Consider the following 16,457-nt stretch of genomic DNA (forward strand, 5'->3'; position numbering starts at 1 on the left):
AAGGGGCGCGTCGCGCGACGCATATCGGGGCCGACAGATCGCGCCTCCTGGTCATCCGGGCACTTATGATTCTTTGCCGAAACCTGCAATACTATATCAACACAGGTCATGACGAAGAAATATCCGGAAAGCAAAACCGCACAGGAACCGGCAACCGCCTGGGTGCTGACCGACGGCAAGGCCGGCGACGAGACCCAGTGCCTGGCGGTGGCCGAGGCGCTGGGGATCGAGGCCGAGCGCCGCCGGGTGGCGCCGCGCGCGCCCTGGTCGTGGGTCATGCCGCGCTTCGGGCTGATCGACCCGCGCGAGGCGCCCTTGCGCCCCGGCAGCCCGATCGCCCCGCCCTTTCCCGATCTCGTCATCGCCTCGGGCCGGCGCGCGGTCTCCTATCTCGCCCGCGTCAAGCGCGACAGCTTTGGACGCACCTTCACCGTGCTCCTGAAGGACCCGCGCACCGGCGCGAAGGCGGCGGACCTGATCTGGGTGCCCGAGCACGACAGTTTGCGTGGCGACAACGTGATCGCGACGGCAAGCGGCCCGCACCGGTTCTCGCAGGCGCGGCTTGATGCCGCACGCGCCGCGCCCCGGCTTGAGATCGCCACCCTGCCGCGCCCGCGCGTTGCCGTGCTGATCGGCGGCGACAGCCGCAACCACCGTTTCACGGAGGAAGACATCGCCCGCCTTATCGCCGGGCTGGCACAGCTCGCAGGCGATGGCGCCGGGCTGATGATCACCGCCTCCCGCCGCACGCCGCCGGCCCTGGCGCAAGCGCTTGCCGGACTGGCACAAAACGGCCCGCACCTGATGTGGGACGGGCGCGGAGACAATCCGATGCTCGATTATCTCGCCAATGCCGACGCCGTGGTGGTGACGGCGGACAGCGCCAACATGGTCGGCGAGGCGCTGGCGAGCGGGCGGGCAGTGCATGTTTTCCATCCGAGCGGGGGACACCGCAAATTCGATGCGTTTCTGGGGGCGGTTTCGGCAAGGAACGCCGTGCACCCCTTTCCCGGACCGCTTAAAGTGACTACCTGTGAGCCGATCGATTCAACCCCGGTGATCGCCGAGGCGATCCGACGGCGATTCGCGGTGCATCGCGCCGCTCTCGCGTCCGGCTGACAGGCACCCGGGCACAACAGGCAAGGACGAGGCGATGGCCGAACAGCACCACAGACTCCTGATCATCGGCTCCGGTCCGGCCGGCTACACCGCCGCCGTCTATGCGGCCCGCGCCATGCTGGAGCCGGTGCTGATCACCGGCATCCAGCCGGGCGGCCAGCTCACCATCACCACCGAGGTGGAGAACTACCCCGGCTTCGCCGAGCCGATCCAGGGTCCCTGGCTGATGGAGGAGATGCGCAAGCAGGCGGAAAATGTCGGCACGACAATCGTTTATGACACCATTCTGTCGGCCGACCTTTCGGTGCGCCCGTTCCGCCTGACCGGCGACAGCGGCATCACCTATACCTGCGACGCCCTGGTGATCGCCACCGGCGCGCAGGCCAAGTGGCTGGGCATTCCAACCGAGCAGGAGTTCATGGGCGCCGGCGTGTCGGCCTGCGCCACCTGCGACGGCTTCTTCTATCGCGGCAAGGAGGTGATCGTGGTCGGCGGCGGCAACACCGCCGTGGAGGAGGCGCTGTATCTCGCCAATCTCGCCTCCAGGGTGACCGTGGTGCACCGGCGCGATTCCTTCCGCGCCGAGCGGATCCTGCAGGAGCGGCTGGCCCGCAACGACAAGATCGAGGTGATCTGGGACAGCGTCGTCGAGGAAGTGCTCGGCGGCGGCATGCCGAAGGCGGTGACCGGCGCGCGCATCCGCAACATCCACACGGGCGAGACCCGCGACATTCCCGCCGACGGCTTCTTCGTCGCCATCGGCCATGCCCCGGCGGCGGAGCTGTTCAAGGACCAGGTGAAGATGAAGCCGTCGGGCTATATCTGGACCGCGCCGGACAGCACGGCGACCTCGATCCCCGGCGTGTTCGCCGCCGGCGACGTCACCGACGAGATCTACCGCCAGGCGGTGACGGCGGCCGGCATGGGCTGCATGGCCGCGCTCGAATGCGAGCGGTTTCTGGCCGAACATGAGATTGCGGAAGTGCAGGCCGCCGAATAGGCTGTCTGCCGGGAGGCTTCGGCCGAAATCGCTGGAACTGACGAGAACAGACAGAGGGTGTCGTGCCGCTTGACTGGGACAAGCTGAGGATTTTCCACGCGGCGGCGCAGGCCGGCAGCTTCACACATGCCGGCGACATGCTGAACATGAGCCAGTCGGCGGTCAGCCGGCAGGTCAGCGCGCTGGAGCACGACCTGAAGGTGCCGCTGTTCCACCGGCATGCGCGCGGCCTGCTGCTGACCGAGCAGGGCGAGGTGCTCTACCGCACCGCCCGCGAGGTGTTCATGAAGCTGGAGGCGGCGCAGGCCCGGCTGACCGACAGCCGCGAGAAGCCGAGCGGCGCGCTGAGGATCACCACCACCGTCGGTCTCGGCTCGACCTGGCTGACCCAGCGGCTGAACGAGTTCATCGACCTCTATCCGGAGATGGACCTGAGGCTGATCTTCGACGACGACGAGCTCGACCTCGGCATGCGCGAGGCGGACGTGGCGATCCGCCTGCGCCAGCCGACCCAGCCGGACCTGATCCAGCGCAAGCTGTTCACCGTGCATTTCCACGTCTATGCGGCGCCGAGCTACATCCAGCGCTTCGGTGCGCCGAAGTCCGTCGCCGCCCTCGACGGCCACCGGATCGTCACCTTCGGCGAGCACGCTCCGCCCTATCTGCGCGACATGAACTGGCTGGAAACCGCCGGTCTGCCGCCGGGCGAGTCCCGCCGCTGCGTGCTGCGGGTCAACAACGTGGTGGCGATCAAGCGCGCCGTCCAGCGCGGCATCGGCATCGCCATGCTGCCGGACTATATCAACGAGGATAGTTCCGGCCTCGTGCAGCTTCTGCCCGAGGCGGAAGTGCCGAGCTTCGACACCTATTTCGTCTACCCGTCCGAGCTGAAGAACACCGCGCGCATCGCCGTGTTCCGCGACTTCCTGCTGGCCAAGGCCGAACGCTGGACCTATTGAGGCCGCCCCGCCGCCCGCCCCGCCGACCATCGGGGAGAGGCGGGCGCGCCGCCGCCGGTATCGCAAGCCGGATCTCATCACGCGCCCCCGTGCTGCCTGCATGGGATGCAGGCACGGCGCTGCCTGACCGAAAGGCAGTCGGCAGCCGTGGCCTCATCCGTATTTGACCCTGTCGCACTGCGGCAGACTAGCACAGTGCCGAGAGGGCGGGCATAACGCCTCCGGCGCAGGCAGGAAATCCGCCGATTTCTCCGAATTTCGCAGGCAGATGGCTGAGCCATGACGAATTTGCATAGCAGATCTGCACGCGTGCTTCTTGCATAGGCGCGTTGTGCACTGCATATAAGCAACAGGCTGTTGGTCTGCTTCGTCGCTACCTCCTCCCAGCGACGCGTGATGCGACCAGCTGTTCCCCTCTGGAAGGTGATTTCGCCACGATGTGGCAAAATCAAATAACTGCCGGGTCTTCGGACCCGGCATTTTTTTTGCCCCGATGGCCAGCACGCAAAAAGGCCCGGCGCAGGGCACCGGGCCTCTCGGGCGTTAGGGCGGGGGAAGCCGGAAGCGCGCCCCTCACATGTAGAGCTTCTCGCCCTCCAGATCCTTGTAGAGATGGGCGACCTGCTCGCCATAGCCGTTGAAGAGCTGGGTCGGCACCTGCTCGCCGGTCGGCAGCAACTGCTCGCGCGCCTGGCTCCAGCGCGGATGCGAGACCTCCGGGTTGACGTTGGCCCAGAAGCCGTACTCGCTCGCCTGCACCTCCTCCCAGAAGCTCACCGGCCGCTCCTCGACGAAGGAGAAGCGGACGATCGACTTGATCGACTTGAAGCCGTATTTCCACGGCAGGGCAAGGCGCAGCGGCGCGCCATACTGCTTGGCGAGCGGCTTGCCGTAGACACCGGTGACCAGGAAGGCGAGCTCGTTGGTGGCCTCGGCCAGGGTCACCCCCTCCACATAGGGCCAGGGATACCAGGACGCCCGCTGGCCGCCGGCGGTGGCGGGATCGAGGAAGGTCTCCATGCGCAGGTACTTCGCCTCCGCCTTCGGCGAGGCGAGACGCACCAGTTCGGCAAGCGGAAAGCCGGTCCACGGCACCGCCATCGCCCAGGCCTCGACGCAGCGGAAGCGATAGAGCCGCTCCTCCAGCGAGACCTTCTGCATCAGCTCGTCGAAATCCAGCACCTGCGGATTGTCGCAAAGCCCGTCGATCTTTACCTCCCAGGGGCGGATCTTCAGCGCCTGCGCGGCGGAGGCGATCTGCTTGTGCGAGCCGAACTCGTAGAAATTGTTATAGATTGAGGTGACCTTTTCCGGGGTGATCTCGCGGTCGAGCGTGTAGGCCTCGTTGCGCGGCGCCGGATAGAGCCCGGCATTGGGGTCCTCCTCCGCGAAAGCCGGCCTCGGCAGGCCCGCCCCGGCCATCGAAGCTCCGGCAATGCCAAGCCCGGCCAGCACCGCGCGGCGGTTGAAAAACACGGCCTCCGGCGTCGCCTCGCGCTCCGGCAACTCCCAGCTCCGTCTGCGGATGATGTTCATCGTGATCCGTCCTCTTCCAGCCCGTATCGCCCAGCCCGTATTGTCCGTCCGGTCTCCAATTGACCTAGCGCGCGCGCTCCTTCGCGGCAAATCAACAGCGATTGAACGCCAAATGCCGGGCGCGTGAAAGCGCGCCGCCGGCCGCCGCTCAGGGCAACTCGCGCAACCGATGGCCGGAGGCCTCCTGCCCGGCGGTTGCCGGCAGAACGGCGAAGATCGGCAGGGAGACCAGCGCCAGCGCCCCCGCCACCGCGAAGGCGATGTGGAAGTTGACGAGGCCGAGCGCATCGCCGGTGACCCAGCCCGTCGCCTCCAGCACGAAGCCGGCCAGCGCCACGCCCAGCGCCAGCGAGACCTGCTGGAACACCGAACTGAGCGCCGTCGCCTGGCTCGCCTCGCCGTCGTCGACGCTGGTGAACATCAGCCCGTTGGAGGCGGTGAACAGGAACGAGCGGGTCAGGCCGGCGCCATAGAGCACCAGCACGAAGATCCACACCGGGGTTCCCGGCGCGAAGCCGGCCATGGCGAAGGACAGCAGGGCGCCGCCGAGCGAGGCGATCACCATCGCCGTGCGGAAGCCGAGCGCGGCGAGCGCCCGCTTGACGATGAACTTCATCGAGATGGCGCCGAAGGCCCCGGTGAAGGTGATGAGGCCGGATTGGAAGGCATTGTAGCCAAAGCCCGTCTGCAGCATCAGCGGCATCAGGAAGGGCATCGAGCCCGACGAGATGCGGAAGATGTTGGTGCCGATCAGGGTCAGGCCGAAGGCGCGGTTGCGCAGCAGGGCGGGATCGAGGATCGGGTTGTCCCGCCGGCGGGCATGGGCGAGATAGGCGGCAAGGGCGGCAAGGCCGACGACGGTGGTCACAAGGCCGACGGCCGGCGGCAGCGCCGGCAGGCTGATCACCGACAGGCCGAAGACGATGCCGGCCGCCGCCGTGCCCGTCAGCAGGAAGCCGGTCCAGTCGAGCCGCGAGGTCTCGCGCTGCGGGATCTCCGGCAGGTAGATCCCGCAGAGCCAGATGCCGGCCAGCCCGATCGGCACGTTGATGATGAAGATCCAGTGCCAGGACAGATAGGTGGTGAGAAACCCGCCGATCGGCGGGCCGGCCATCGGGCCGATCAGCCCGGGGATCGTCATCAGGGTCATCGCATGCAGCAGGTCCTTCTTCTGGAAGGTCCTGACCAGGATGAGGCGGCCGACCGGCACCATCATCGAGCCGCCCATGCCCTGCAGGAAGCGCGACAGCACGAAGGTCAGCAGCGAGTCGGAGAAGGCGCAGGCGAGCGAACCGATGACGAAGACGACGATCGCCCAGCGGAAGACGCGCTTGGCGCCGAACGTGTCGGCCATCCAGCCGCTGACCGGGATGAAGATGCCGAGCGCCACCAGATAAGAGGTCAGCGCCAGTTTCAGCGCGATCGGGCTGGTGCCCAGATCCGCGGCGATCACCGGCAGCGACGTGGCGATGACGGTGGAATCCATCATCTCCATGAAGAACGCAAAGGCGATGATGAGCGGGACGGTATTCATGATGTCCGGGGGCAGGCGCGGCGCGGGAGGGAGGGCCGCCCCTCTCAATAGCCCGAAAGCGGAGGGCTGCAAATGGCGAAACGGCAAAAGCCGCAGCACCGGGCAGCGCCGCCGACGCTGCCCGGTCCCGTCTTGCGCAGTCGATCAGGGCGCGCCGGAAATCCGGTAGACCCCGCCCTCGCCCTCGTCGGTGGAGAACCACAGGGCACCGTCCGGGCCGTTGCGCAGGGTGCGAATGCGGCCATAGGCGCCGACGATGAGCCGTTCCTCCGCGGTCACCTGGCCGTTCTCGACCGTCAGCCGGGCGATCAACTGGTCCTTCAGCGCCCCGACGAACAGGTCGCCGCGCCATTGCGGCACCGCATCGCCGGTGTAGAAGGCCATGCCGGAAGGGGCGATCGACGGATCCCAGTAATGCACCGGCTGCTCATAGCCCTCCGCATGGGTCCCGACGCCGATCCGCGCGCCGGAATAGTGGCGGCCATAGGAAATCACCGGCCAGCCGTAATTCTTGCCGGCTTGCGGAATGTTGATCTCGTCGCCGCCGCGCGCGCCATGCTCGACGGTCCACAGAACGCCGGTGCCGGGCTCGATGGCCGCGCCCTGGATGTTGCGATGGCCGGTGGACCAGATCTCGGGCAGCGCCCGACCGCCGCCGGCAAACGGATTGTCGGCCGGGATCGATCCGTTGGCGGCGATCCGCAGCACGGAGCCGGCATGGTCGCGCGGATCCTGTGCCCGCTCGTCCTCGCCGCGATCGCCGAGGGTGACGAAGAGCGTGCCGTCGGGCGCCGGCACGATGCGCGCGCCGAAATGCCGCCCGCCGGAGGTCTTGCGGTTCATGCTCGCCAGAACCGTGACGTCTTCCAGCCGTGCCGCCTCCCCCTCGACGACCAGACGGGCACGGGCGGCGGCCGTTCCCGCCCCGCCCTCTCCCGGTTCGGAATAGGTGAGATAGACCGTGCCGCTCTCGGAGAAATCGGATGCCACGACGAGGTCGAGCAACCCGCCCTGCCCCGAGGCGCGCACCTGCGGCACGCCGGCGACCTCGACCCGCCTCTCCCCGTCGGGCGAGACCAGCAGCATGCGCCCGCCCACCTCGTTGACCAGCACGGAGCCGTCGGGAAGGAAGTCGAACCCCCAGGGGTGAGACAGGCCGGCAACAATGCGGGTCACGGAGAAGCTGACATCGCCGGCCCTGTGCACCGATTGGGCGGAAACGCTGGCGCAGGCGGCGACAAGAACCGCGCTGCCTGCCATGACGGTGAGTGCTGAGCGCAAGGAATCCTCCCCTAGCAGTGGCCCCGGGGTTAGCTAGGGTGCACAGGGAGAATGGCAAACGCCAAGCGGGCATCTGCAAGCGGCGGCCGGGCGCGGCGCGGCGGGTGCCGCGCCGTCCCGTGTGGTCCCGGACGGTCCCGTCACGCCGCCTGGCGGCCGTGCCGGGCCAGAACCTGATCAGCGGCCTTGCCGGTCAGTTCCGCCAGATGGTCGAAGCAGCTCGAATAGGTGGCAACCCCCGCCGTCGCCGAGCGCAGCTCGACGATCAGGCCGGAGAGCTCGCTTTCGGGCATCAGGGCGCGGACCTCGTCCCAGCCGCTCCAGCCCGGCCTTGCATCGAAGCCGAGCAACTGGCCGCGCCGCGCCGAGACGATGGCGTTGATCCGCGCCGTCGCCTCGCTGGGGCAGGCGATGGTCACCTGGTGGATCGGCTCCAGCAGCACCGGCCGGCACTCCGGCAGTCCCTCGCGCATCGCCTGGATCGCCGCCATGCGGAACGCCTGGTCCGAGGAATCGACGCTGTGATAGGAGCCGTCGGTCAGCGTCACGGCGATATCGACCGTCGGAAAACCGAGCGTGCCGGTCTTCAAGGCTTCCTCGACCCCCGCCCGCACCGAAGGGATGTACTGCTTGGGGACCACGCCGCCGGTGATCGTATCGGTGAAGACGAAGCCCTCGCCGCGCGCAAGCGGGCGGATCTCGATGGCGACATCGCCGAACTGGCCGTGGCCGCCCGACTGCTTCTTGTGACGGGCGCGCACGGACGCGCCGGCGCGGATCGTCTCGCGATAGGGGATCGCCGCCTCCCCCGTCTCCACCGTCAGCCCGTATTTGCCGGTCAGCCGCTCCAGCGCCACCCGCAGATGCATCTCGCCCTGGCCGTCGAGACGGGTTTCACTGGTGTCCTGCGCCTGGGTGACGACGAGTGCCGGATCCTCCTCGCACAGCTTGGTGAGCGCCGCCGACAGCTTGACCTCGTCGCGTCGCTCGCGCGGAGAGATGGCAAGGCCCAGAACCGGCGCCGACACGCTCAGCGGGGCGAGTTGCGGCGCCGGGGCTGTTCCCCCCAGCGTGTCGCCGGTCCTGACGCCGTCGAGCTTGCCGAGCCCGACCGTGTCGCCGGCCTCCGCCGGTGGCCGCTTGACCGCCTGCTGGCCCATCACCCGGTAGAAGCCGGAGATGCGCACCTGCTCGCCGTCGGGCCGGGTCAGCGTGTCGGCATCGGCGAGCCGGCCCGACAGCAGCCGGGCGATGGAGAGCTTGCCCGCATGCAGCGTATGGACGGTCTTGAGGATCTGCACCACCGGACCGTCGGTCTCCTCCAGACCGAGGCGGGCGCGGGTGGCGGCAACGCCCGGCGCGTCGTGACGCAGCGTCTTGAGCAGCCGGCCGACGCCGTTGCCATGTTCGGCCGAGCCGAACAGCACCGGGCAGATCAGCCCGTCCCGCATCTCGGTGCTGATGTCGGCGAAGATCCGCTCGCGCTCCGGCGCGATGTCCTCCAGCAGCGATTCCATCAGGACGTCGTCATGGTCGGCGAGCGTCTCCAGCATGGAGAAGCGCGCCTCCACTTCCCGCGCCATCGCCTCGTTGGGAATGTCGATGACCTGGCTTTCGGCGTGTTCGCGATAGACATAGGCGCGCTCGAGCGCCAGATCGATGAAGCCGGTGGCAATGCCCTCGTTCCAGATCGGGATCTGGCGCAGCACCAAGGGCACGGCCGAAGCCGGCTGCAACATCGCCAGCACGTCGCGCAGCCGCGAGCCGGTCTTGTCGATCTTGTTGAGGAAGAGCAGGCGCGGAATGCCGCGATCCTCCAGATGCTTGAGGATAACCTGCAAGGCCGCGACCTTCTTCTCGTCGGCCTCCGCCACGACCACCGCAAGGTCGATCCCCGGCAGGACGCCGGTCATGTCGCCGAGAAAATCGATCGCGCCGGGGCAATCGAGAAAGGTGAAGCGGTCGCCGAGATACTCCGCCTCGGCGGCGTTGACCTCGACGCTCATGGCATGGCCGCGCGCTTCCGGCGCGCCGTCCCCGACCGTGTTGCCGGCTCCGACCGATCCCTGCCTGGCTATGGCCCCCGTGCGGGCGAGCACTGCTTCCAGCAACGTCGTCTTGCCGCTGCCGAACGGCCCGAAGATCCCGATGCACCGGGGCCCGGTTTCTCTGCCGCCGGCTGCACCGCCATTCACCCTGTCTGCGCCCATGTCGCGTCTCCTTCTCCCGTCGGCCCCGCAGGGCCGCGTGTTGTCAGGAGGAGCCGGGCGCGGCTGACCTAGTGTGGTGAATTTGAAATACGCCTCATTTTTGCAGCGTGCCGGTGAGCGTATTTCAAGTTCGAAAACCACACTAGAAACATAGACTTGTTAGTCACCCTTTTGAATCTGAAGTTCGTTCAGAGCATGCCGAGAAATGTGACGAACTTCAGATTCGGGTGACTAGCGGCACCGCGCACCGGCACCGCCGCCCGCCGACAGCGGGCGGACACTTATCGTCGCGCCGAAATCGCGATGAACGCAAGGGAAACCTGTACCGCACTGCGGCAAGCTGCGGCAGGCCAGGGTCCCGGAAACGGCAGCGGCCGGCGGCATTGCTGCCGCCGGCCGCAGGACGCGGGACAATCCGTCGCGGCGTTTACGCGAGATTGCCGCAGAAGCGCTGGATGCGGGTGCAGGCCTCCTCCAGCGCCTCGGTGGAGGTCGCGTAGGAGATGCGGAAGTTGGGGCCGAGGCCGAAGGCCGAGCCCTGGACGACGGCGACGCCCTCGGCCTCCAGCAGTTCGGTGACGAAGTCCTCGTCGGTCTCGATCACCTTGCCGGACGGCGCGGTCTTGCCGATCGTGCCGGCGCAGGACGGAAAGACGTAGAACGCCCCTTCCGGCATCGGGCAGGTCAGCCCCTTGGCCTGGTTCAGCATCGACACGACGAGATCGCGGCGGGCCTTGAACACCTCGTTGTTGGCCGCAATGAAGTCCTGCGGACCGTTCAGCGCCTCGACCGCCGCCCACTGGGCGATGGAGCTCGGGTTGGAGGTCGACTGGGACTGCACCTTGGCCATCGCCTTGATCAGCTCGACCGGGCCGCCGGCATAGCCGATGCGCCAGCCGGTCATGGCATAGGCCTTGGAAACGCCGTTCACCGTCAGGGTGCGGTCGTAGAGCTTGGGCTCGACCTGGGCCGGCGAGGTGAACTCGAAGCCGTCATAGACGAGGTGCTCGTACATGTCGTCCGACATCACCCAGACATGCGGGTGCCGCAGCAGCACGTCGGTCAGCGCCTTGAGCTCGTCACGGGTATAGGCGGCGCCCGACGGGTTCGACGGCGAGTTGAAGATGAACCACTTGGTCTTCGGCGTTATCGCCGCCTCCAGCGCCTCGGCGGTGATCTTGAAGGTCGACTTGTCGGCCTCGACGATCACCGGCTCGCCGCCGGCCAGCAGCACCATGTCCGGGTAGCTAACCCAGTACGGCGTCGGAACGATCACCTCGTCGCCCGGATTGATGGTGGCGATCAGCGCGTTGTACAGCACCTGCTTACCCCCGGTACCGACGGTGATCTGCGAGGGCTCGTAGGTCAGGCCGTTCTCACGGCTGAACTTGGCGCAGATCGCCGCCTTCAGCTCGGGGATACCGTCGACGGCCGTGTATTTCGTCTTGCCCTCGGTGATCGCGGCGATCGCCGCCGCCTTGATGTTCTCCGGCGTGTCGAAATCGGGCTCGCCCGCGCCGAGGCCAATGACGTCGCGCCCGGCGGCCTTGAGTTCGCGAGCCTTGTTGGTCACGGCGATGGTAGCGGACGGTTTGACGCGCGAAAGTGCGTCGGCAATGAAGCCCATGATGCTCTCCCGATGAGGCAATTGCCCGATAAGGCAGGGATTGAAAGCGCGCGGGAGACTACTTCCCGCACCCCGGCCACGCAAGGGAAGATGGTGCGCACGGCCAAGGTTTTGCGCGCAAGACAACGACCCGGCGCGCCCCGAGGATCGCTTTGCCATCTATCCCGTCGGCCGTTGCGAACGCAGCCGGGCCACGCGGCCCGGCGTAAGCTAGTGCTTGGTCTCGATCAGCAGGTAATGCGTCGGCCCGCTCTCGATCAGCATCACGCGCATGCGCTTGCTGCGCGTCACTCCGTCGAAGCCGCTCACGGTCGCCTGCAGCGGCGTGTTGCCGCCCTTGCGGGCGTGATCGACCAGCGTGACGAAGGTCTTGGGATGCAGCATCGTCTCGGTGATCGGCGCGGATTCCATCAGTTGCTCGGTCACGGCAAAGGTCTTGCGCGCCGCGTTATTTGCCGAGACCAGCATCCGGGTGCGGACATCGACGACGAGCATCGGCGCATAGACGCAATTGAAGATCTGCTGGAAGTCGACCCCGCGCTCCTTGACCTTGGTGGCCGAGAAGACGATGCCGCCGAGCCCGGCCGAGACGCGGAACGGGATCACGTCATAGTTCAGCGTGAAGGAATCGCCGCTCGCCAGGAAGAACCGCTTGCTGCCGTCCATCGGCGCGCGCCGCGCCAGCGCCGTCAGCACCACCGAGGCCAGCGTCTTGCCGACCCGGTTGGGGATATGCGCAATGTTGCGACCGATGCACAGCGAGGCGTCGGGGATCTCGAACAGTTTGTTGAAGGCATCGTTGGCGTAGCGCAGGTAGCCGAAGCTGTCGACGACGAGCACCGACTTCTCGCTGTCCTCCACCAGATGCCGGATCAGCGGCGCGACACCGCGCACCGCCGTCCCGTTGGCCTCGTCCTCGACCTCCGAGCCGGAGACCGCGATGACGAACGTGCGCCCGCCCTCCGCCTGATAGCGCATCGCGACCAGCGACAGGCCGGCGCCGAGATCGTCGCCGCCGAGTTCGATCGGCCCGGCGGATCCGCCTTTCACCGCCTGCTGGATCAGCCCGAGGATCTGTTTCTGGTCGTTCTGGGCCATGTGGCGCATGGCCGTCGACAGCGACGCCTCGTTCAGTCCCGAGCGGTGTTCGAAATCGAGCGAGCGCGGCTCCAGCCAGACGACCCGCTTGGCCTGGATATCGACCATGAAGAACGACAGGCCAGCGATCGACATTGCCGGCGCCCCGCTTGCGCCGGGCACCGGCCGCACGACAGCCTCGCCGTCCGGGTCTCCAACCTCAGGCGGGCGGGCGCTCTTCTCCATTGCATCCATTTGGCTTTTCCGGTTGCTTGCGGGCGAGCCGGGGCCGGCGCGCACAGGACCTCTAACTGTCTGGTTTCCATCCTGACCGGGAGCTCCTGAGATTCGGTAAAGCCGAAGCTCGAAATTGACCGGAACCCGAAGATCGGCCCTGCCTTGGTTCTGCCGCGAAATGACACCGGAAGCGCCTGAAAGGCGGCTTGGGGAAGTCCAACTCGCCGATCACCTTGCCAGCATCAGGCACGTCCGTTTGGTCGGAGATAAGTCATGCGTTCCAGTACCCGGTCATCCCGCTCCCGCTTCGGCAGGACATTCAATGCCCTCGCGGTTGCCGTGCTCGGCGCCCTCCCCGCCCTGCTGATCGCCTCCAGCGCCCGTGCCTCCGGCAGTTCCTTCGTCGAGGACTGGACCATGGGTGTCCTGCTTCTCGCCTTCGGCAGCATGCTCGTTCTGGTGACCATGCTGGGCAAGCGCCTGTCGCAGGGTCTGGCGAGCGGCAGCCGCCTGCGCTCCGACGCCCGGGGAGAGCGCTGATGCGCAGCCCGTCGCCCAGCCTTGCCGACCGCATGCCCGCGCAGAACCGCCGCGACGAGGGTCATGGTGCCCTCCTGCTCGCCGCGGCCATCGGCATCGGCCTGCTCTTCGCCGGCACGCTGACCGTGTTCGGCGAGCCGCTGACCCACTCCCTCAAGGATCTGGCCCTCAAGGATCTGGCCTCGGCCGCCGCCCCTGCCGACCCCTCCCGCTGAACATGCATGCGGCCGTCCTTTCGGCCTCGTTCTTTCCACCATTGGCAAAGCGCCCTGCCAGCGCGTAGGCTCTTGCAGGGACGGGCCGTATCCCCCCACGCCCCGGATCTTGCGATGGATCAAGGATCCGGCGGCGGGGAACGGCAATGGTCCTGACAGGGACGGATTCCGGAGGCAGGCCGACAGGCGCCCCACGGGGCCACGAGCTGGTGTGCATCGCACGCGGCCCGTGCGGGCGGGGTCCGGTTCCCCTTGCGACGGGAGCGGAGTTCGAGCCATGGCGGTCAACCTGACACTTTCCCCGGCAACCATGCGCATGCTGGTGCAGAAGGCCCGCGCCGCATCCGCATCGGCGCTGGACGGCGGCTATGACGACGGCCGCGACCGGGAGATCGAGTTCGACGTCGACAGCCTGCAGGACACCCATGCCCATGACGGCCTCGCCGAAGAAGAAACCGAGGACCTGTCGGCCGAGGAACTGAGGGAACTCATCGAAGATCTTAACGTCGATGAGGCCGCCGAACTCGTCGCCACCGTCTGGATCGGCCGCGGCGACTACGAGGCGGACGACTTCGACCAGGCTGTCGAGGATGCGCGCGAACGTGCCCTTGGATCAACCGCCAAGTATCTGATCGGAATGCCACTTCTTGCCGATCACCTGGAGGCGGGGTTGGACGCTCTCGACCTCTAGGGTCGACCCGCTCCACAGGCGCCAGCCTTTTCTCTGGATATCCGTGCCTGCCGCGCCACCGGGGGGTTTACAGATTGTTAACCATGACGGTTAACTCTCCGATGGCGCGAAAACAGGTCGGAGACACCGCATGAGCTTCACGGATCGCAGCCAGAACGACGAAAAAGCCGGTGCCTATGCCGACATGCTGACGAGCGCCAAGCCCTCTCCCTGGCCCATCGCCCTGCGCGTGACCAGCGCCGCCCTGCTGCTGACCCTGATCATCTGCTACGCCTTCCCCAACGGCTGATTTCGCGCGTCGGATCAACCCGCTTGCAGGGGGCTCCGCTTTCCGATAGCGCAAGCTGATGAGCCGCACCCTTGCCAATTCCCTCCTGCTTCTGACCGCCCTGATCTGGGGCTCCGCCTTCGTCGCGCAGGCGACGGCGATGAAGCATCTCGGCCCCCTGACCTTTACCGGCCTCCGCTTCCTGATGGCCGCGCTCGCCGTCCTGCCCTTCGCCCTGGCCGAGGCGCGCCTGCGCCGCGACCGGCCGCTGGACCTGCGCAGCGCAGCGGCCTTCACCGGGCTCGGACTGGTGTTCTTCGCGGCGATCACCCTGCAACAGGTGGGCCTGCTCACCACCACCGTCACCAATGCCGGCTTTCTCACCGGCATCTATGTGGTGCTGACGCCGCTGGTGGCGCTGGCAGCCTTCCGCGAAATGCCGCATCCGATTGTCTGGCCGGCCTCGCTGGTGACGCTCGCCGGCATCTACCTGCTCGGCGGCGGCGCGCTTTCCGCGCTCACCACCGGCGATCTGCTGATGCTGGTCTGCGCGGTCTTCTGCGCCCTGCATGTCGGGCTGATCGGCAGCGTCGTGCGCCACTGCGCCCGGCCCGTGCTGCTGTCGGTCTGGCAGTTCGCCGTGGTGGGAACGGCGGCGATTATCCCCGGCCTGCTGCTGGAGCCGGTGAGCCTTGCGGCCGTGCTCGCGGCCTGGCCAGAGCTGCTCTACACGGGCCTCGTCTCCGGCGGCCTCGCCTTCACCCTGCAGGCCATCGGCCAGCGCTGGACACGGGCGGCCGATGCCGCGATCCTGCTGTCTTCCGAGGCGCTGTTCGCCGCCCTGTTCGGCGCGCTGCTGCTGGGCGAGCGGCTGGGACCGACGGGGCTTGCAGGCTGTGCGCTGATCTTCGCCGCGATCCTCGCCGTCCAGTTGGTGCCGATGCTTGCCCGCCCGCGGCGGGCAGCGCCTGCCGCACCCACCCTTGCGCCGACCGCTGCCGCCAAACCGGAGCCGGCGACCTCCGCCTGAGGAAACGGCCCGACCGTCGCACAGGAGACGAACTGCCGTGACCGACATCGTCCCGCCCCCCGCAGGCCGCTCCCCCGGACGGATCGACGCCCTGGACGCGGCGCGCGGGCTCGCGCTCGCGACGATGGCCGTCTATCACTTCTCCTGGGACCTGAAATGGTTCGGCGTCGTCGACTGGCCGGTCGATTCGGCCGTCGGCTGGCGGGCCTTCGCCATGGCCATCGCCGCAAGCTTCCTGTTCCTGGTCGGCGTCGGCCTGGCGCTGGCCTATCGCGAGGGCCTGCCCCCCCGCCATGCCCTTTGGCGGGCGGGGCGGATCGCGCTGGCCGCCGCCGCCATCAGCCTGGCCACCTATGCGGCGCTCGGCGACCAGTATGTGCGCTTCGGCATCCTCCACGCGATCGCCGCCGGATCGCTGCTGGCGCTGCCGGCCCTGCGCGCACCGCTGTGGCTGGTGACCGGCCTCGCCCTTGCGGCGCTGGCGCTGCCGCACCTGGTCAGCGTGAGCTTTCCCGGCGATGCCTGGTTGATGTGGAGCGGCCTTGTCGCCGCCCCGCCTCTGTCGGTCGACTATGTGCCGCTGCTGCCGTGGATCGCGCCGATCTTCGCAGGCATCGTCGCGGCGCGCGTGGGGCTTGCCACCGGTGTCTTCGCACGGCTGTCGCACTGGACCGCGCGGGGGGCGCCCGCCCGTCTCGCCGCGCTTGCCGGCCGCCACTCGCTGCTCGTCTATCTCTTGCACCAGCCGATCCTTTTCGGCCTGGTGTGGACGGCGGCCAGTCTCGGACTGACGCCCGACCGCGCCGCCGCGACCTTTGTCGAGCAATGCGTCCAGAGCTGCACCCTCACCGGCGAGGAAGCCGCCTGCCGCAGCACCTGCTCCTGCACCGTCGAGGCGCTGCAGGCCGACGGCACCTGGGCGGCGCTGCTCGCCCGCCCCGACGATGCCGCGCTCAACGACCGGCTGGCCGAACGCTACCGCCTGTGCCGCGACCAGGCGCAGTAGCGGCCCTCACCGGAACGTGACACAGGTCACTTCGCGGCCCACCGTGCAAACGCATTCTCATGCTACAGTCACGAGGCGAGCAGGGACCACCACAGACATGACGGCACAGGCACGATCCGACCGGCGG

15 protein-coding genes are annotated in these 16,457 nt (G+C 67.8%); 9 read left to right on the forward strand and 6 right to left on the reverse strand.

Features of this window, described 5'->3' with window-relative positions; all coding sequences use genetic code 11:
• Positions 1 to 108: 108 nt before the first annotated feature.
• The 3 genes from P2PM1_RS06280 to P2PM1_RS06290 all read left to right on the forward strand — a co-directional run bounded on the left by P2PM1_RS06280 (position 109) and on the right by P2PM1_RS06290 (position 3,078).
• Complete coding sequence (locus P2PM1_RS06280; RefSeq protein WP_186398533.1) at positions 109 to 1,119, forward strand: mitochondrial fission ELM1 family protein; 1,011 nt, start codon at positions 109 to 111, stop codon at positions 1,117 to 1,119.
• Positions 1,120 to 1,153: 34 nt separating this feature from the next.
• Complete coding sequence (gene trxB, locus P2PM1_RS06285) at positions 1,154 to 2,119, forward strand: thioredoxin-disulfide reductase (protein WP_186398534.1); 966 nt, start codon at positions 1,154 to 1,156, stop codon at positions 2,117 to 2,119.
• Positions 2,120 to 2,181: 62 nt separating this feature from the next.
• The gene (locus tag P2PM1_RS06290) at positions 2,182 to 3,078 is read left to right on the forward strand and encodes a LysR family transcriptional regulator (RefSeq protein WP_186387265.1); all 897 of its coding nucleotides are present in this window, start codon (positions 2,182 to 2,184) and stop codon (positions 3,076 to 3,078) included.
• Between the two features lie 573 nt (positions 3,079 to 3,651).
• Here P2PM1_RS06290 and msrP read toward each other — a convergent pair.
• The 6 genes from msrP to P2PM1_RS06320 form a co-directional block, all read right to left on the reverse strand.
• Entirely contained in the window at positions 3,652 to 4,614 is a 963-nt protein-coding gene (gene msrP / locus P2PM1_RS06295) for a protein-methionine-sulfoxide reductase catalytic subunit MsrP (protein ID WP_186398535.1), read from the reverse strand.
• 148 nt (positions 4,615 to 4,762) lie between these two features.
• Complete coding sequence (locus P2PM1_RS06300; protein WP_186398536.1) at positions 4,763 to 6,148, reverse strand: DHA2 family efflux MFS transporter permease subunit; 1,386 nt, start codon at positions 6,146 to 6,148, stop codon at positions 4,763 to 4,765.
• Between the two features lie 144 nt (positions 6,149 to 6,292).
• The gene (locus tag P2PM1_RS06305) at positions 6,293 to 7,429 is read right to left on the reverse strand and encodes a PQQ-dependent sugar dehydrogenase (protein WP_244301427.1); all 1,137 of its coding nucleotides are present in this window, start codon (positions 7,427 to 7,429) and stop codon (positions 6,293 to 6,295) included.
• A 140-nt stretch (positions 7,430 to 7,569) separates the two neighbouring features.
• A complete protein-coding gene (locus tag P2PM1_RS06310) occupies positions 7,570 to 9,639 on the reverse strand; it encodes an elongation factor G (protein ID WP_186387261.1) in 2,070 nt (689 codons plus the stop codon).
• Positions 9,640 to 10,066: 427 nt separating this feature from the next.
• Entirely contained in the window at positions 10,067 to 11,266 is a 1,200-nt protein-coding gene (locus tag P2PM1_RS06315) for a pyridoxal phosphate-dependent aminotransferase (RefSeq protein ID WP_186394466.1), read from the reverse strand.
• Between the two features lie 210 nt (positions 11,267 to 11,476).
• Positions 11,477 to 12,499 carry a PAS domain-containing protein gene (locus tag P2PM1_RS06320; RefSeq protein WP_186387259.1) on the reverse strand — a complete coding sequence of 341 codons (1,023 nt, stop codon included), beginning with the start codon at positions 12,497 to 12,499 and terminating at the stop codon, positions 11,477 to 11,479.
• A 354-nt stretch (positions 12,500 to 12,853) separates the two neighbouring features.
• On the opposite strand from P2PM1_RS06320, the gene P2PM1_RS06325 reads away from it, so the two are divergent.
• From P2PM1_RS06325 to P2PM1_RS06350, 6 genes are all read left to right on the forward strand, one after another.
• Entirely contained in the window at positions 12,854 to 13,120 is a 267-nt protein-coding gene (locus P2PM1_RS06325; RefSeq protein ID WP_186387258.1) for a hypothetical protein, read from the forward strand.
• Complete coding sequence (locus P2PM1_RS06330) at positions 13,120 to 13,335, forward strand: hypothetical protein (protein WP_186398537.1); 216 nt, start codon at positions 13,120 to 13,122, stop codon at positions 13,333 to 13,335. The genes P2PM1_RS06325 and P2PM1_RS06330 overlap by 1 nt, the downstream gene beginning before the upstream one ends.
• Positions 13,336 to 13,612: 277 nt before the next feature.
• On the forward strand, positions 13,613 to 14,026 hold the full coding sequence (locus tag P2PM1_RS06335) for a DUF3775 domain-containing protein (protein ID WP_186398538.1): 414 nt from the start codon (positions 13,613 to 13,615) through the stop codon (positions 14,024 to 14,026).
• Positions 14,027 to 14,156: 130 nt separating this feature from the next.
• On the forward strand, positions 14,157 to 14,315 hold the full coding sequence (locus P2PM1_RS06340; protein ID WP_186387255.1) for a hypothetical protein: 159 nt from the start codon (positions 14,157 to 14,159) through the stop codon (positions 14,313 to 14,315).
• A gap of 58 nt (positions 14,316 to 14,373) precedes the next feature.
• Positions 14,374 to 15,324: a DMT family transporter gene (locus tag P2PM1_RS06345; protein ID WP_186398539.1), complete on the forward strand. Its 951-nt coding sequence runs from the start codon at positions 14,374 to 14,376 to the stop codon at positions 15,322 to 15,324.
• Between the two features lie 37 nt (positions 15,325 to 15,361).
• Positions 15,362 to 16,330 carry a heparan-alpha-glucosaminide N-acetyltransferase gene (locus P2PM1_RS06350; protein WP_186398540.1) on the forward strand — a complete coding sequence of 323 codons (969 nt, stop codon included), beginning with the start codon at positions 15,362 to 15,364 and terminating at the stop codon, positions 16,328 to 16,330.
• Positions 16,331 to 16,457 lie beyond the last annotated feature (127 nt).

Origin of the sequence: Stappia sp. P2PMeth1, from assembly GCF_900185735.1 — a bacterium.
Classification (GTDB): Bacteria; Pseudomonadota; Alphaproteobacteria; order Rhizobiales; family Stappiaceae; genus Stappia.

Coding starts and splice junctions, on each gene's coding strand:
- trxB (WP_186398534.1), top strand. CDS start 1,154: ATGGCCGAACAGCACCACAGACTCCTGATCATCGGCTCCGGTCCGGCC.
- P2PM1_RS06300 (WP_186398536.1), bottom strand. CDS start 6,148: ATGAATACCGTCCCGCTCATCATCGCCTTTGCGTTCTTCATGGAGATG.
- P2PM1_RS06310 (WP_186387261.1), bottom strand. CDS start 9,639: ATGGGCGCAGACAGGGTGAATGGCGGTGCAGCCGGCGGCAGAGAAACC.
- P2PM1_RS06345 (WP_186398539.1), top strand. CDS start 14,374: ATGAGCCGCACCCTTGCCAATTCCCTCCTGCTTCTGACCGCCCTGATC.
- P2PM1_RS06335 (WP_186398538.1), top strand. CDS start 13,613: ATGGCGGTCAACCTGACACTTTCCCCGGCAACCATGCGCATGCTGGTG.
- P2PM1_RS06280 (WP_186398533.1), top strand. CDS start 109: ATGACGAAGAAATATCCGGAAAGCAAAACCGCACAGGAACCGGCAACC.
- P2PM1_RS06315 (WP_186394466.1), bottom strand. CDS start 11,266: ATGGGCTTCATTGCCGACGCACTTTCGCGCGTCAAACCGTCCGCTACC.
- msrP (WP_186398535.1), bottom strand. CDS start 4,614: ATGAACATCATCCGCAGACGGAGCTGGGAGTTGCCGGAGCGCGAGGCG.
- P2PM1_RS06325 (WP_186387258.1), top strand. CDS start 12,854: ATGCGTTCCAGTACCCGGTCATCCCGCTCCCGCTTCGGCAGGACATTC.
- P2PM1_RS06330 (WP_186398537.1), top strand. CDS start 13,120: ATGCGCAGCCCGTCGCCCAGCCTTGCCGACCGCATGCCCGCGCAGAAC.
- P2PM1_RS06320 (WP_186387259.1), bottom strand. CDS start 12,499: ATGTCGATCGCTGGCCTGTCGTTCTTCATGGTCGATATCCAGGCCAAG.
- P2PM1_RS06340 (WP_186387255.1), top strand. CDS start 14,157: ATGAGCTTCACGGATCGCAGCCAGAACGACGAAAAAGCCGGTGCCTAT.